The sequence below is a fragment of the Allosphingosinicella sp. genome (assembly GCF_036403745.1).
Lineage (GTDB): Bacteria > Pseudomonadota > Alphaproteobacteria > Sphingomonadales > Sphingomonadaceae > Allosphingosinicella.
Genome location: NZ_DASWQI010000054.1, coordinates 16610 through 31796, shown reverse-complemented (window position 1 = coordinate 31796; position 15187 = coordinate 16610). Strand labels below are relative to the sequence as shown.

15 protein-coding genes and 2 pseudogenes are annotated in these 15187 nt (G+C 69.0%); 9 read left to right on the top strand and 8 right to left on the bottom strand.

The annotated features are described in order from the left end of the window. Position 1: 1 nt before the first annotated feature. The gene (locus VGC56_RS10155) at positions 2-322 is read right to left on the bottom strand and encodes a hypothetical protein (protein ID WP_464124784.1); all 321 of its coding nucleotides are present in this window, start codon (positions 320-322) and stop codon (positions 2-4) included. A gap of 170 nt (positions 323-492) precedes the next feature. On the opposite strand from VGC56_RS10155, the gene rpmG reads away from it, so the two are divergent. Next, positions 493-660: a 50S ribosomal protein L33 gene (gene rpmG / locus VGC56_RS10150; RefSeq protein WP_464124783.1), complete on the top strand. Its 168-nt coding sequence runs from the start codon at positions 493-495 to the stop codon at positions 658-660. A gap of 78 nt (positions 661-738) precedes the next feature. Here rpmG and VGC56_RS10145 read toward each other — a convergent pair whose 3' ends face one another. The 3 genes and pseudogenes from VGC56_RS10145 to VGC56_RS10135 all read right to left on the bottom strand — a co-directional run. Then, complete coding sequence (locus VGC56_RS10145; RefSeq protein WP_464124782.1) at positions 739-1401, bottom strand: glutathione S-transferase family protein; 663 nt, start codon at positions 1399-1401, stop codon at positions 739-741. Further along, positions 1398-1793, bottom strand: a pseudogene (locus tag VGC56_RS10140) (SRPBCC family protein); the annotation flags it as partial. The pseudogene VGC56_RS10140 and the gene VGC56_RS10145, both read right to left, overlap by 4 nt. 117 nt (positions 1794-1910) lie before the next feature. Further along, a pseudogene (locus VGC56_RS10135) lies at positions 1911-2270 on the bottom strand (response regulator); the annotation flags it as partial. 17 nt (positions 2271-2287) lie between these two features. On the opposite strand from VGC56_RS10135, the gene VGC56_RS10130 reads away from it, so the two are divergent. The 3 genes from VGC56_RS10130 to VGC56_RS10120 are packed head-to-tail and all read left to right on the top strand — an operon-like array spanning position 2288 to position 3599. Then, positions 2288-2560, top strand: coding sequence for a DUF3572 domain-containing protein (locus VGC56_RS10130; protein WP_464124781.1), 273 nt, complete (start codon positions 2288-2290; stop codon positions 2558-2560). Beyond that, the gene (locus tag VGC56_RS10125) at positions 2557-3180 is read left to right on the top strand and encodes an HAD family hydrolase (protein ID WP_464124780.1); all 624 of its coding nucleotides are present in this window, start codon (positions 2557-2559) and stop codon (positions 3178-3180) included. Before VGC56_RS10130 ends, VGC56_RS10125 begins: the two co-directional genes overlap by 4 nt. Next, positions 3177-3599, top strand: coding sequence for a GNAT family N-acetyltransferase (locus tag VGC56_RS10120; protein WP_464124779.1), 423 nt, complete (start codon positions 3177-3179; stop codon positions 3597-3599). The genes VGC56_RS10125 and VGC56_RS10120 overlap by 4 nt, the downstream gene beginning before the upstream one ends. 148 nt (positions 3600-3747) lie before the next feature. Here VGC56_RS10120 and VGC56_RS10115 read toward each other — a convergent pair whose 3' ends face one another. Then, entirely contained in the window at positions 3748-4413 is a 666-nt protein-coding gene (locus VGC56_RS10115) for a hypothetical protein (protein WP_464124778.1), read from the bottom strand. Next, positions 4394-6658: an ATP-grasp domain-containing protein gene (locus VGC56_RS10110; protein WP_464124777.1), complete on the bottom strand. Its 2265-nt coding sequence runs from the start codon at positions 6656-6658 to the stop codon at positions 4394-4396. Before VGC56_RS10110 ends, VGC56_RS10115 begins: the two co-directional genes overlap by 20 nt. Positions 6659-6915: 257 nt before the next feature. Between VGC56_RS10110 and VGC56_RS10105 the strand changes: the two genes are divergently transcribed. The 3 genes from VGC56_RS10105 to VGC56_RS10095 all read left to right on the top strand — a co-directional run bounded on the left by VGC56_RS10105 (position 6916) and on the right by VGC56_RS10095 (position 10630). Beyond that, positions 6916-7572: a hypothetical protein gene (locus VGC56_RS10105; protein ID WP_464124776.1), complete on the top strand. Its 657-nt coding sequence runs from the start codon at positions 6916-6918 to the stop codon at positions 7570-7572. 71 nt (positions 7573-7643) lie between these two features. Next, positions 7644-9881: a M28 family peptidase gene (locus VGC56_RS10100; RefSeq protein ID WP_464124775.1), complete on the top strand. Its 2238-nt coding sequence runs from the start codon at positions 7644-7646 to the stop codon at positions 9879-9881. Next, positions 9878-10630, top strand: a complete 753-nt coding sequence (locus VGC56_RS10095; RefSeq protein WP_464124774.1) for an SDR family NAD(P)-dependent oxidoreductase — start codon at positions 9878-9880, stop codon at positions 10628-10630. Before VGC56_RS10100 ends, VGC56_RS10095 begins: the two co-directional genes overlap by 4 nt. A gap of 24 nt (positions 10631-10654) precedes the next feature. Here the strand turns inward: VGC56_RS10095 and VGC56_RS10090 are convergent, their stop codons facing one another. Continuing rightward, on the bottom strand, positions 10655-12976 hold the full coding sequence (locus VGC56_RS10090; protein WP_464124773.1) for a S8 family peptidase: 2322 nt from the start codon (positions 12974-12976) through the stop codon (positions 10655-10657). 107 nt (positions 12977-13083) lie between these two features. Here VGC56_RS10090 and VGC56_RS10085 point away from each other — a divergent pair, with 107 nt between their 5' ends. Together VGC56_RS10085 and dapD are read left to right on the top strand one after the other, a co-directional pair. Continuing rightward, positions 13084-13761 carry a pyrimidine 5'-nucleotidase gene (locus VGC56_RS10085; RefSeq protein WP_464124772.1) on the top strand — a complete coding sequence of 226 codons (678 nt, stop codon included), beginning with the start codon at positions 13084-13086 and terminating at the stop codon, positions 13759-13761. Next, positions 13758-14579: a 2,3,4,5-tetrahydropyridine-2,6-dicarboxylate N-succinyltransferase gene (gene dapD, locus VGC56_RS10080; RefSeq protein WP_464124771.1), complete on the top strand. Its 822-nt coding sequence runs from the start codon at positions 13758-13760 to the stop codon at positions 14577-14579. The genes VGC56_RS10085 and dapD overlap by 4 nt, the downstream gene beginning before the upstream one ends. On the opposite strand, the gene VGC56_RS10075 is transcribed toward dapD, so the two are convergent. Further along, positions 14576-15121, bottom strand: coding sequence for a TlpA family protein disulfide reductase (locus VGC56_RS10075; RefSeq protein WP_464124770.1), 546 nt, complete (start codon positions 15119-15121; stop codon positions 14576-14578). The two genes, dapD and VGC56_RS10075, sit on opposite strands and share 4 nt — an antisense overlap. Between the last annotated feature and the right edge of the window lie 66 nt (positions 15122-15187).

Sequence of the window (15187 nt, the reverse complement as noted above, 5' to 3'; positions counted from 1 at the left end):
CTCAGCCGCAGAGGCGCACGGAGACGGAGGCGAGCATCGCCTGGCTGGCTTCCTCGTCTAGCCGCTCGCAGCCGATCGCGTCCTTGAGCCGCGCCAGATAGAGCGACGGCGGGCAGGCGCCGGTGTCGCGCGAGGCCCGCGCCAAAGCCTCGGCGAGGCGCGCGACGGGGGTGAGGCCGTAGGCGCTGGCCAGCATGCGGATGGCTTCGGCCTGGGCGTCGACGTCCCGGCTGCGGCAGCGGGCGACGCTGCCCTGCAGGGTGGCGAACCGCTCGCACAGCTCGGCGCGCACCAGCAACATTCCTTCGTCCAGCGGCTGCATCGGCCGTCTCCAATGGGTTCACGGTGCGACGATGCGCGCTTATGGTTACCGGAAGGTTAAAGTGGTTGCGGCTTGACAGGCCGGCCGGTTCGCGGCAGAGGCGGCGGCGCATTTGAGCGGCGGGAACGCCGCTTTATTTTTTCGCGAAACCCCGATCCCGAGAGGCTGTCATGGCCAAGCCGACCACCGTCAAGATCAAGCTCGTCAGCAGCGCCGACACCGGCTTCTACTACGTGACGAAGAAGAATCCGCGCAACATCACCGAGAAGATGACCTTCCGGAAATACGATCCGGTGGTGCGCAAGCACGTCGACTTCAAGGAAGCCAAGATCAAGTAAGCCGACGCGCGGCTGCGGCCGCGCCTCGCTTCCACTGGAAGCGCCCCGCCGCGGAGGTTGGGGCGCTTTCTTGCGTGGTCAGGCCGCCGCGGGGGGCGCATTCTCGGCGAACGGGCGGAGCTGGTCGGCGAGCGCTTTCTGGAACGCCGGCCGCGATTCGCAGCGGGCGACGTAGGCCGACAAAGTGGGGCGCCGGTCGAGCAGGCCGCAGCTGTTGCCGATGCGCAGCACGCTGGTCATCATCAAGTCGCCGACCGTGAAGCCGCCCTCCTCCAGAAACGGCTTGTCGCCAAGGCGCTCGGCGAGCTGGTCGAGGCGGCGCTCGGCAATCTCCAGCGCGCTCGGCCGGCGCAGCTTCGCCCATTCCTCGTCCTTGTAGAAGCCGAGGATGAAGGCCATCTGCTGGACGTGCGGCTCGATGCTGTTGATCGCGGCGAACACCCATTGCATCGCCTTCGCCCGGGCCGCGCCGTCGTGCGGCATCAAAGCTTCCGAGCGGGCGGCGATGCGCAGCACGATGGCCCCGGATTCGAACAGGGCTAAGCCGTCTTCCTCATAGGCCGGAACCTGGCCGAAAGGCTGGAGCTCGCGATATTCGGGGCTGGCCTGGTCCGCTCCGAAGCCGATCAGCACCTCCTCATAAGGCTGCCCCGCTTCCTCCAGCGCCCAGCGAACGCGAAGGTCTCGGACCAGGCCCTGCGCGAAGGACGGCACCCATTTGAAGGCGTAGACGCGGATCATGGCTGGTCTCCCTGCGGTCCGAGGCGGGCGGCGAGCGCGTCGAGCAGCTGCGACCATCCGCGCGCGATCTGCTCCACGCCCGCCGGGGCGTCGTCGGCGCGCGTCTGGGTAAGGGTCAGCGTGCAGCCGTCCTCGCCGGGCGCGATGGCGATGTCGACCCGCTCCTCACCCTCGGCGTAGAGCGGCACCGCGAGCGTGAAGGCGAGCCGCTCCGGCCGTTCGATCGCCTCGTAAAGGCCGGTGTGGAGGACCTCCTCCTCGCCCCGCCGCTCGACCATCTCGTAGCGGCCGCCGACGATGGGATCGATCTCGCAGCGCATCAACTCGCCGTCGGCGGTGCGGAACAGCCACTCGCCCGCCGTCTCCGGATCGAGCCAGGCGTCGAAGACACGTTCGGGCGTGGCCGCGAAGGCGCGCTCGACCCGGACCTCCTCCTGCTCCTGCTCCTGCTCCTGCTGCTCCGGTTCGGGCGCGGGCTCCGGCGCTTGCGGCTCCGGCCGCGGGGCCGCCAGCAGGGCCCGCACTGCCTCGACGAAGCGGATCACCGAGATGGGTTTGGAGACATAGCCCTCCGCTCCCGCGTCGCGGATTCGCTCCTCGTCCCCCTTGGCGGCGTAGGCGGTGACGGCCATGATCGGGATCGGACGGAGCTCGGCGTCGGCCTTCAGCTGCTCGATCAGCTCGAGGCCGCTGATGTAGGGCATCTGAATGTCCATGACGACCAGATCGGGCTGGAAGGCGCGGGCGCGCGCCACCGCCTCGCGCCCGTCGCGCACCGGCTCGGCAGCGTAGCCGTGGGCGCGGAGCAGCTCGCAAAACAGCTTCAGGTTGAGCTCGTTGTCCTCGACAACCAGGATTTTTTGTCCCACGCGCCATCCTGTAGAAGATGCTCAAGGATCGCACAAACCCGCACGACCCGGAAGCTTTGGCGCTCTCCGCTCTGGGCTGGGTGCTGAGCGACGGCGAGCGCGCCCAGCGCCTCCTCTCGCTTACCGGACTCACCCCCGACGACCTGCGCGAGCGGCTCGGCAACCCCAGCGTGCTGGCGGCGATCCTCGGCTTTCTGGAGGCGCATGAGCCGGATTTGGTGGGATGCGCGGAGGCTCTGGAGGTGCGACCGGCAGACCTGGTGGACGCGCGGCGGAGGTTGGAGGCGTGAACCGCCCGCTGCTCATCACCGATTGCGACGAGGTGCTGCTGCATATGGTTGCGCATTTCGCCGATTGGGTGGCGGAGGTGCATGGCTTCAGCTTCGACCTCTCCGCGCCGGGCTTCCGCAACGCGCTGCTGCAGAAGGACGGGGAGCCGGTCCCGGCGGAGCGGATATGGCCGCTGCTCGACGACTTCTTCACCACCGAAATGCACCGGCAGAACATCGTCCCGGGCGCGGCGGAGGCGCTGCGGCAAATCGGCGAGATGGCGGAGATCGTCATCCTCACCAATATCGGCGACGAGTTCGAGGCGGGGCGGGTCGAGCAGCTGGAGCGGTTCGAAATCCGCCACCGCGTGCTGTGCAACCGCGGCGGCAAGGGGCCGCCGGTGGCCGAGCTGGTGGCGGACATGCAGCCGTCGGCGGTGGTGTTCGTCGACGATCTGCCGGTGCATCACCAGTCGGTGGCCGAGCATGCGCCGGAGGTCTGGCGACTGCACATGATCGCCGAGCCGCGCCTTGCCGCCCACACGCCGCCGGCGCCCGACGCGCATGCGCGGATCGACGACTGGGGTGCGGCGGTCGGCTGGATACGGGAGCGGCTGGCGCAAGGGCCGGCACCGGCGTGACCGCCCAGCTGTTCGTCCCGGACGCGCCGACGCTCGACGATCGGGCGGCGATCCTTGCCCCGCTCGCCGCCTACAACCGCGCGCAGGTGCCGGAGACGGTGCGGGAGCAGGTCGCGATCCTCTTGAAGGACGCGGCGGGGGCGACGACCGGCGGCCTCTGGGCCACGGTGGCGTTCGACTGGCTGGTGATCGAGCTGCTGGTGGTGCCAGAGGCCCTGCGCGGCCGCGACCTCGGCACTGCCATCCTCGCCCGCGCCGAGGAGATCGGCCGCGCGAAGGGCTGCGTCGGCGCCTGGCTCGACACGTTCAGCTTCCAGGCCCGCGGCTTCTACGAGAAGCAGGGCTACCGGATGGTCGGCGAGATACCGGACCACCCGGTGGGCGGCGCGCGCTACTTTCTCAGCAAGCGGTTCGGATAGGCTCCAATCCTTCCCGTGAGGCGCAGCCTCATGGGGAGGGGGACCCCCGTGAAACGCGGTGGAGGGGCCGTCCCGGAGTCCGCAAGGCCCCTTCACCATGTTTCGCATGGTCCCCCTCCCCATCCGGTGCGCGGCCGGGGAGGACTAACTACGCCCCGCCGATCTCGCGCCACACATTGGGCTTGATGCGGTGCTCGCCCCAGCGGAAGCCGTCGCCGCCGCCCCATTGGCCGTCGGCGAAGATGCGGACCGCGGCGAGGCTGCCGTAGCCGGGCGTCTGGCGGGGGTTGATCCACCAGCCGGCACTGGAGTCCCACAGCTTCACCTCGTCGTCGCCGACCAGCAGGGCATTGCCTTCATGGTAGATGACGTCGTCGCCGAGCCAATGGTCGGAGACCTTCTCGGCGCCCCATTTGGTCCGCCATTGCGCCATCGCATCGGCATCGTAGCGCTGAACGAACTGGGCGCGGAAGGCGGTGAGGCCGCGGGCCGTGAAGGCCTCGTGGGCGAGGGCGGAATGGGCGCCACAATCGATCACCTTGCGCTCGACCAGTTCGCACCAGTGCATCGGCCAGGCGGACGGGCCCCATTCGTAGCGCTTGCGCAGCCAGCGTGGTCCGGTCAGCAGCTCGCCGCCCGTCAGTTGCGACTGGTCCATCGCCACGATCCACTCTCGCGCGGTTTCGCAGCAGGTATCGCCGTGATGGCTGAGGCCGCTCGCGGGGAAATCCTGCCAGCGGGCGTGGCACGGTGCGGCGGGGACGCCGTCTTCAAGCGCCGCGGCGCTCTTCGGCTCAGCCGCAACCAAATACATAGGACATGCTCCTGTCATAACCGCCGGCATCGCAGAAGATGAGGAGGTCGCCGGCGCGGGTCCCCTCGGGCAGGTCGACATTGGCGGCGACGATGTCGTGCTCCATGCACAGCCGGCCCATCAAATGGGTCTTGCCGCGGCCGACCGGCTGCAGCGCCCCCGTCTCGCCGCAGCGGCGCAGCATGCGGTGGGGGTAGTGGAAATACATCGGCAGCTCGGCGATCGAGGCATCGACCACCGCCTCGACATAATCCTCCTCATGCTCCTGGATTTCGAGGATGCGCATGGCCAGCGCCATCGACGGCTGCGCCATCGCTTTGCCGGGTTCCGAGACGATCTGGCGGACGCCTGGGAGCATCGCCGCAATGGTCTGGACGGCGCGGGCGAAGGCGGTCTCGTCCTTATTATGCCAATCGTCGGGGAACCAGCCGCCGCCCATGTCGAGAATCTCGACGGTGCGGCCGGAGAGGCGCTCGATCGACTGGCACCAGCGCAGCATCGATTCGAACAGGCTCCACCAGCCGGCGACGCCGATGTTGGAGCTCGCCATGTGGAAGTGGATGCCGAAGGCGGTGTCGCCAGGCAGCGTCTTCACCGCCGCGATCAGCTTGCGGAAGGTGGCGGGGCTGTCGAGCGGGATGCCGAAGCGGGAGACGACGTTGGGGGTGCGGATGCGGACGCCGACATGCTTCGACGCCATCTCGCCAGCCTTCATCGCCGCAACGGCGCGGTCGAGATCGGCGACGCTGTCGCAGAAGACGGCGTGGAGCCGCTCCTTGGGCATCATGCCTTCGGGCCACCATTTGCCGGGGCCGTTCAGGACCACCTGGTCCGGGCGGAAGCCGACCTCCAGCGCCTTCTGCACCTCCGCGAGGCTGATCGCCTCGGCCAGAAAGCCATTGTCGAGCGCCAGCTTGATCAGCCGCGCGTCCGGGTTGGTCTTGATCGAATAGCCGCTCACCACCTGCACTGCATTGGTGCTGAGCCGGCGCGCGCGGTCGGCGGCGCGCTGGAAGAGGCCGGAAGCGGTCTTGTCCATGAACAGGAATTGCGGCGTCTGCACGCCGGCGAGGTCGATGCCGGCCAGATCGGCCTTGAAGCTCTCCGGGATGGTGGGGAGCCCGTCGCTCGTCGGCTCCAGCGCCTCCACCTCCAGCATGGCCGGGTTGGCCTTGTGCAGCTTCTTGGCGAGCGAGGTAAGTCCCGACGGGTGCTTCATCGAATGGCCGACGGCGCCGGCGAACGGCTCGGGGAGCGGGGGCAGCGGGAATTCGGCGCGGACGGGCACTTCGAGGACGATGCGGGTGAATTCCTCCGACTGCACCGGCGCCGGGCGGGCGCGGCGGCCGGTCGCGCCTTCGACGAGCAAGCCGGGGAGGTTATGCCCGGCGATGGTGGCGCCGTGCACCCAGGCCGGGAAGCGCGGGTTCATCTCGAGCAGCCAGAGCTGGCCGCTGGAATCGCGCACCATCTCGAGCTCGCCGCCGCCCGACCAGTTGAGGTCGCGGACCATATCGCGGAGCGGCGCGAGGAAGTCCGCCGGGACTTCGGAAATGTCGCCGGCCCAGGTCTTGCCCTCGGGCGTGATGTCGCGCTTGCGCATGCTGACGGCGCCGAGCAGTTCGCCCTGCCAGGCGCTCAGCATCACCGATTCCTCATAGCCGCCGACATGCTTCTGCAAATAGAGCCGCTCCGTCGACCAGACCTTCGAGAGAGCCGCGCGGATCGCCTCGAAGCTGTCCCAGGTCGGGGTGCGCGAGGCGTCGTAATAAGGGCCCTTCAGCCACACCCGCCAGTCGTTGGCGCGGCAGAAGGCGTGGAGATCCCAGTCGCTGCGGTCGGTGGCGATGAAATCGGGGATTTTGACCGGGAGCCCCTTGGCGCCTTCGACGGCCGGCTTCGTGATCCGCTTCAGCGCGCCCATCGGCGGCGCGAGCAGATTGCCGTGGCCTTCGGGGAAGAGGTCGGCGAGCCACATCGCCTCGAGGTCGCTCCCCGAGATCCACACTCCGCCGGCGTCGAGCGCCTCGCGCACCCGCTCGCCGTAGCTGGCAAGGTCGAGCTCGTCCCACGGGCGCTGCATCCACAGCTCGTCGATCTCGTCGAAATGGATGCCGGAGACGCGGTTGGAATATTCGACGCCCACAAGGGTGGCGTCGGGATAGGCCTGGCGCAGCGAGCGGACGATACCGACGCCGGGCTGCGGATTGCCTCCGCAGTAAAGGCCGCTGACGAATATCTTCATGGAACTCCAAGGTCGCAAAGAGGGCCGGCGCGGCGAGATGCCGCGCAGGAGGGGTAGGGAAGCTTCGAGATCCAAGGCCGGGCCACGGCGTGGGAAAGCCGCTGAAATTCGATGCCGGACCTGAAACTTAATCTGTGTTAAGTTGTTGAAGGCATTAATTTTATTTTGCCTTTAACGGCGAAATCCCGCGGTGGTTCCGTCCGTGTCACAAAGCGTTTTTTGGGTGATCCGAATGCCGTCTTGCGAGTTGCAGCGGCGTGAGCGCGATCCGCTATCCGAGCTACAAGAACCTCGATCCTTATTTGGACACCGCGCGCCTCGCCGCGCTCGACGACTATGTTCGCGCGCGGCTGGAGCGGCGGCTGGCGCGGGACCGAGACCTGTCTTTCTACACCGGCCCGTTCCTGCTCGACGCGGCGCAGCCGTCGTTGCCGGGTTCGCGAATGGTGGCCCTGTCGCGGTCGCGGGAGCCGGAGGATTATTACGACCTTGACCGCACCGATCTGTGGGAGCCGACGGAGGAAGCGCAGGAGTTCGCAGGCCTGATGGACTTCATCGCCACCCTGCCCTTCGCCGCGACCGGCCGGATCATCATCATGTACGACAACAGCGGCCGCGCCGTCTCCGCGCACCGCGACCATGACAGCACCGACCTGTGTCACGAATTCATCTGGTTCCGGACCAGCTTCGCCAAGCCCTTCTACATGCTGAACCCCGGCACGGGGGAGAAGCTCTACGTCCGCTCCCACGCCGCGTGGTTCGACACGGTGAACCAGTATCACGGCGCCGACGCCAGCCACGGCCTCGCCTTCAGCATCCGCGTCGACGGCCGGTTCACCGACGAATTCCGGCGGCAGATACCGTTTCCGACCGAGAATGCCGCCGCCGCGCCGTCGCTCTGGGCGCAGGCTTGACGCGCCGCCTCGCCCGCTCCACCGGCAGGGCGAGGGCGCGCAATGCGCCGTCAGGATGAGGGGCGGACGAGATGGGTAAGAGCTGGCGGATCGGACTTGCGGCGGCGCTCATGCTGAGCGGCGCGGCGCGGGCGGCTCTGCCGCAGGACCAGAAGGCGCATGAGGCCGCGCTCGACGCGCAGGTGAGCAGCGACGAGCAGATGGCGTGGCTGAAGACGATGACGTCGGAGCCCAACAATGTCGGCTCGCCCCACGACAAGGCCAATGCCGAATTCATCCTCGCCCGCTTCAAGGAATTCGGCTGGGACGCACATATCGAGAGCTTCCAGGTGCTCTACCCGACGCCGATCTCCACGACCGTCGAGCTGGTGACGCCGGAGCGCATCCGCCTCGGCGGCCAGGAGCCGCCGGTGGCCGGCGACGCCACCTCCGGCAATACAGCCACGGCGCTGCCGCCGTACGTCGCCTACCAGGGCGACGGCGACGTCACGGCGCCGGTCGTCTACGTCAATTACGGCATGCCGGCCGACTATGACGCGCTCGCCCGCCGCGGCATCGACGTCAAAGGCAAGATCGCGATCGCCCGCTACGGCGTCGGCTGGCGGGGCCTCAAGCCCAAGCTCGCGCAGGACCATGGCGCGATCGGCTGCATCATCTATTCAGATCCCGCCGACGACGGCTACGGCGCCGGCGACCCCTGGCCCAAAGGCCCGACGCGGCCGCCGCACGGCGTCCAGCGCGGCTCGGTGCAGGAGCTTCCGATCCGCCCCGGCGACCCGCTGACGCCGGATGTCGGCGCCACGGCGGCGGCAAAGCGCCTGACGCGGGCCCAGGCTGAGACCATCCTCAAGATCCCGGTGCTGCCGATGGCCTATGCCGACGCGCAGCAGATCCTCTCCCGCCTCGACGGTCCCGTCGCGCCCGGCAACTGGCGCGGGGGGCTGCCGATCACCTACCATATCGGCGGCGGCAGCGCGGTGCGGCTTCACCTTGCCGTCAAGTCCGACTGGTCGATGAAGACGGTCTACGACGTCATCGCGATGCTGCACGGCAGCCGCTATCCGGACGAATGGGTGATCCGCGGCAACCACCATGACGGGTGGGTATTCGGCGCCGAGGACCCGCTGTCGGGCAACGTCGCCATGCTGTCGGAGGCCAAGGGGCTCGGCGCGCTCTATCGCTCCGGCTGGCGCCCCCTTCGCACCATCGTCTACGCGAGCTGGGACGGCGAGGAGCCGGGCCTGCTCGGCTCCACCGAATGGGCCGAGGAGCATGCCGCTGAGCTCAAGCGCAAAGGCGTCATCTACATCAACACCGACGGCAACGGCCGCGGCAACTTGCAGGCCGAGGGCATCCAGACCTTCCAGCACCTGATCAACGCCGTCGCCGCCGACGTCCAGGACCCCGAGACCGGCGTCACCGCGGCGAAGCGGGTCCGTGCCAAGGTGCTCAGCCGCGCCTACGAATATGGCGACCGCGATCCCGAAGTGGCGTCGGCCGAAGGCGGGGCCGATTTCCCCATCGGCCCGCTCGGCTCGGGCTCCGACTACACGGCGTTCCTCCACCATCTCGGCGTGCCAGCGCTCAACATCGGCTATGGCGGCGAGGCGGAGAGCGGCGGCGTCTACCATTCGATCTACGACAGCTACGACCATTTCACCCGCTTCGACGATCCGGGCCTGAAGTACGGCGCGGCGCTGTCGAAGACGGTCGGGCGGCTCGTGCTCCGCATCGCCGACGCCGACACGGTGCCGCAGCGCTTCGGCGACTTCGCGACCACCGTCGAGCGCTATTTGCGCGAGGTGAAGCAGCTCGAGGAAACCCGCCGCACCCAGGATCGCCTTCGCGAGAAGATGATGCGCGAGGGCGACTTCCGCGCCGCTATGGACCCGCTGAAGCCGATCGGGCCGCCGGAAGCGCTGGCGCCCACCCCCTATGTCGAGCTCGCGGTGCTGGAGAACGCCGTCGACCGGCTGAAGGCGAGCGCCAACGGCTATGACGCGGCCTATTCCGACAAGTCGTCGGGCCTGACGCCGGAGCGGCGGGACCGGCTGAACGCGATGCTGCGTGACATCGACCAGCTGCTCATCCTGCCGCAGGGCCTGCCGTTCCGGCCCTGGTACCGCTATCTGGTGACGGCGCCGGGCCGCTTCACCGGCTACGGCGCCAAGACACTGCCGGGCGTGCGCGAGGCGATCGAGGAGCGCCGCTTCGCCGACGCCGCCACCTTCGCCCGCCTTACCGCCGCCGCGCTCGACGCCTATTCGGGCCGCCTCGACGCCGCCCGCCGCCTGCTGGAGGAAAAATGACACAGAAGACCGCTTTCATCACCGGAACCACCGCCGGCATCGGCGCCGCCGCCGCCCGCCGCTTCACGAGCGAAGGCTGGCGGGTGATCGGCACCGGCCGCCGCCGCGAGCGCCTCGACGCGCTGGCGGGGGAGCTCGGCGAGGCCTTCCACCCGCTGGAGCTCGATGTGCGGGACCTGAAGGCGATGGAGGCCGCGGTCGATGCTCTGCCCGAGGGTTTCCGGGACATCGACCTGCTCCTCAACAATGCCGGTCTCGCGCCGCCGCTGGCGACGGTCCAGGAATCGGAGCTGCCCGCTTCGCTCCAGGCGATCGACACCAACATCACTGCCCTCGTCGCCCTCACCCGCAAGCTCCTGCCGGGGCTGATCGCGCGCAAGGGCGCGGTCATCAACCTGAGCTCGGTGGCGGCGACCTACCCCTATCGCGGCGGCGCGGTCTACGGCGGCACCAAGGCATTCGTCCGCCAATTCTCGCTCGACCTGCGCGCCGACCTCCACGGCACCGGCGTGCGCGTCACCTCGATCGAGCCCGGCATGATCGAGACCGAATTCACCCTGGTCCGCAACGGCGGCGATCAGGCCGCATCGGACGCGCTCTATGCCGGCATCGATGCGATGACGGCAGAGGACACGGCGGAGGTGCTCCACTGGGTCGCCACGCTGCCTTCCCACGTCAACGTCAACGCGCTCGAGCTGATGCCGGTCAATCAGAGCTTCGCCGGCTTCGCGGTGGCGCGGCCAAGCTAGCGCCCGCCGCGAAACGATCCGGCTCTAGAAGCCCCCGGAGAAGCGGAGCGCCCCGCCGAGGTCGGGCGCCAGCGCCGCGATGTTGCCCGGCTGGCGGCGGGCGAAGGCGTTGGCGCTCACCTCCCCGCCGAACAGCGCCAGGCCGTAGGCGGCTTCCAGGTCGATCTCGCGGCCGGTCGGCGCCAGGTTGAAGAAGCGGTTGTCGTAGCCCGCCTTCATAGTCCCGTAATCGTAGGAGACCGGCACCGCGAGGTTGAGGCCGCCCGAGGCGACGCGGAGCGGCTGCATCAGGCGGAGCGCGAAGCGGTCGCCGGCGAACAAGGTCCCGCGCTTCGCCACGTCGAACGTCCAGGCCTCCGTGGCGAGCCGACCCTGCTGGGCGAGGCCGCCGCCGCCGGCGCGGATGGTCCAGCCGCGGCGGTAGGCGGCCGAGGCGCTCCAGCCGCGGCCGAGCCGCAAGGCGGCGCTGGCGTCGGCGAACCAGCTGGTCGCGCCGCCGCCGCCGAGGCTGTCGGAGAAGCGGGCGCCGAGCAAGGTCCGCTCCTCGGCGAGGCGCGTGCCCGTGACGGTGAGGAGGACGCGGCCGACCTGCCGATCGACGCTGAGGCTGCCGACATTGTAGCCCGGCTCGAGGATCGCGCGGTTGAACACCGGCTGGTAGACACGCCCACGCTCCGCCGTGGCGGTAAGGCCGAAGCGCCCGACCTGCTGGCGAACGCCGAGGCTTCCGGCCGAATCGCCATAGAAGCCCATCCGCGTCATCGGATCGCGGGCGACGAGGAATGCGCTGCCTTCGGCGCCGGCCAGCCGCTGCTGCAGTGTCTTGCCGCCCTCGGAAATGCCGAGCCCCACCGCGGTGCGCTTCGACAACCGGCTGATCGCGAGGCCCGACAGCACCCGTGCCTTGTGCGCATCCTCATAGGTGAGGCCGAGCTGAGCGAAGCCGACCTGCGGCTGGCCCACCATGTTGCAGTCGACGGTGATCGAAACGGCCATGCCGCCGCGCGCGGCCGTCCGCGTGTCCAGGCCGATCTGCAGGCCGGCCGAGAGCGGCTGCTCCTGCGCCGCGCGGCGCAGCATCTGCTCGTAGGTGAGGGCGTAGGCGCGGCCGTAGCCATCCAGCGCCACCATGCCGGCGACCTTGGGCGAAGCATCCCCCATGGGCGTCGAGGTCTGGCCGTTGATCGCCGCCACCGGCACCTTGCTGTCCGGCAGAGCGAGGGTGCCGACCGGCGCGAAGGCGCGGGTGATGTTGAGGATGCCGTGGCCGAACGTCGCATCGACGCCGCTCGCGCCGGCATCGTCGGCGGTGCGGAACAGGAGGTCGATGATCTGCTGCCCGGTGAGGTTCGGGAAGGCGCTGGCGAGCAAAGCCACGGCACCGCTGATCACCGGTGCCGAGAAGGACGTGCCGGACCAGAAGAAGTAGGTACCGCTATTGTCCGGCGCGAGGACGCGGTAGCCAGTCGCGGCCAGATAATATTGGGCCCCGGTGCCGGCCCGGTTCGAGAAGGTCGAGATCTGCTTGTAGTCCGCGTTCGCCGGATCGGACCCGACCTGCACGCCGACCGAGCCGGCGATGATGACGTTGCCGGCCGCCGCGGCGCCGAGCGCGAAGCCTTCGACATTAACGCCGTCCGCCGTCGCGCCGTCATTGCCCGCGGACATCACCACGACGATGCCGGCGGTGGCGGCGCGCGCGATCGCCTGGTTGACGGAGGTGCTCGAATCCTGGCCGCCGAGCGAGATGTTGATCACCTTCGCGCCGTTCTGCCGCGCGATGTCGATCGCCTTGGCGATGTCGGTGCTGCTGTGGGTGCAGCCGTCGGCGTCGGTGCAGTCGTTGGGGTCTGAGGTGTTGAGGGCGATGATCGTCGAGCTGAAGGCGACGCCCTCCATCTTGCCGCCGTCGCGATTGGCGGCGGCGACGGCGGCCGTGGCGGTGCCGTGGCCGTCGCTGTCGGCGATGCCGCGGTTGGCGACGAGGTCCTGGCTCGCCGAATCCACCTTGCCCGTAAATTCGTGGAGGGCCGGGTTCAGGCCGGTGTCGATGACGGCGATCTTGATGCCCTGGCCGGTCGCGCCCGCATCGTAGGCGGTGATGGCGCCGTGCACGCTGCCCGCCGAACGTTGATATTCGGCGTCGTTGTAGATGCTCCCGGCGGGGGGCGGCGGCGGCGGAGGTGCCGGGGGCGGAGGAGGGGGCGGTGGCGGCGTCGGCACTGTCGCGATCGGATCGGGCGTGGACGGACGCGACGTCGCACTGTCGCCGCCGCAGCCGCCCAGCGCCAGCGCGAGCGTGCAGACCGAGAGGACCAGCGCGGTCCTGCGATGCATGGGCTTCATCCGGACCATCCCGCCTAAACGTTTCTGCTTCTTAGGGAATTTTGGCAAGCCTAGCCCGCCAAAGCTTTCGTTTTGCTGAAGAAAACCGTTTCCGCTAGGGCCATTCAATGCTGCCCCCGGCCCTCCGTCATATCGACTGCTGGATCTTCGACCTCGACAACAGCCTCTACCCTGCCTCCGCCGACCTGTTCGCGCTGATCGACCGGCGCATGACCTTGTTCATCCAGCAGCTCGTCGGCTGCGATCCCGTCGCGGCGCGCAAGGTGCAGAAGGACTATTTCCGCGACCACGGTACCACGCTCGCGGGCCTGATGCGCGAGCACGGCACCGATCCGCACCACTTCCTCGACTTCGTCCACGACATCGATCTCGCCCGCATCGCCGCCGATCCGCGCCTCGTCGCCGCGCTCGACCGGCTGCCGGGACGCAAGCTGGTCTTCACCAACGGCGACGAAGCCTATGCCCGCCGCGTGCTGGAGAAGCTCGGTCTCGGCAACGCCTTCGACGGGCTCCACGACATCCACGCCATGGATTATGTGCCCAAGCCCGATCCGGGGGCCTACGCCCGCATGTGCGAACGCTGGCAGATCGATCCCGCCCGCGCCCTCTTCGTCGAGGACATGGCGCGCAACCTCGCGCCGGCGAAAGCGCTCGGCATGATGACGGTGTGGATCGACAACGGCTCCGAACAGGCCGAGGCGGAGGCGGATCCGGCCTTTATCGACTATCGCATCGCCGATATCGGCGACTGGCTCACCCAGATCACCGGCGGGGAACGATCATGACCGAGGCGCTGCAGCAGAGGATCGACGAAGCCTGGGAGCGGCGCGATTCGCTCGGCAGCGGCGACCGAGATGTGGCGGAGGCGGTGGCGAGCGCCATCGCCCTGCTCGATGCGGGCGAAGCGCGGGTGGCGGAAAAGGACCCCGACGGCTGGCACGTCAACCAGTGGCTGAAGAAGGCGGTGCTGCTCTCCTTCCGCCTGACGCCGATGGAAGCCATTCCCGGCGGCCCGGGCGGCGCGCATTGGTGGGACAAGGTGCCGTCCAAGTTCGCCGGCTGGGATGCGGAGCGCTTCGCCGCTGCGGGTTTCCGCGCGGTGCCGGGCGCCATCGTCCGCCGCGGCGCCTTCATCGCGCCCGGCGCCGTGCTGATGCCGAGCTTCGTCAACATCGGCGCCTGGGTGGGCGATGGGACGATGATAGACACCTGGGCGACGGTCGGGAGCTGCGCCCAGATCGGCCGCAACGTCCACATTTCGGGCGGTACCGGCATCGGCGGCGTGCTGGAGCCGCTGCAGGCGGGGCCCGTCATCATAGAGGACGATTGCTTCATCGGCGCCCGCTCCGAAGTCGCCGAGGGCGTGGTGGTCGAGCAGGGCGCGGTGCTGTCGATGGGCGTCTTCATCGGCGCCTCCACCAAGATCGTCGACCGCGCCACGGGCGAGACCTTCGTCGGCCACGTGCCGGCTTATTCGGTGGTCGTCCCGGGCACCCTGCCGGCCAAGGACGGCGGCCCGAGCCTCGCCTGCGCCGTCATCGTCAAACGCGTCGACGCCCGCACCCGCTCCAAGACCAGCATCAACGAGCTGCTGCGCGACTAGCGAAACGCCTCGGCGACCAGTGCCTTCGCCTGCGCGCTTTTCCAGTCGAGTTCGCCGCGCACCCGCCAGACCTCGTTGCCCTTCGCATCGAACAGAATGGTGGTGGGCAGATCGGTGACCTTCAGCGTATCCATCAGGCCGAGCTTCGGATCGGCCCAGCCTTCCAGCTTCGCGAACTTGGCGCTGGCGAGATAGGTCGCGGCCTTGCCGGCCTCGTCTTCGGCGATCGTCACCACCTGCAGCGTGTCGCCCTGCTCGGCCGCCAGCGCGTCGAGGGTCGGCAGCTCCTTCTTGCAGGGCGCGCACCAGGTCGCCCAGAAATTGACCAGCGCCGGCTTGCCGCCGAGTTCGGCCAGCGACGTCGGGTCGCCGTCCGGATCCTGGAAATCCGTGTCCGGCGCCGGCTGGCCGGCATGGCTGCGGTCGACCTTTCCGGCGACGCTCGCGGGCGCGGGGGTCGCGGCCGACCGGTTCTGCGCCGCAGGCTCCTTCTGGCAGGCGGCGAGGGCGAGCAGGGCGACGAGGCAGAGGGAAGCGCGCATGCGGCCGGGGTAGGAGCCGCCCCGCGCCTGCGCAAGCGCGGCTTTTTGCGCGTGACCCGTGCGGCG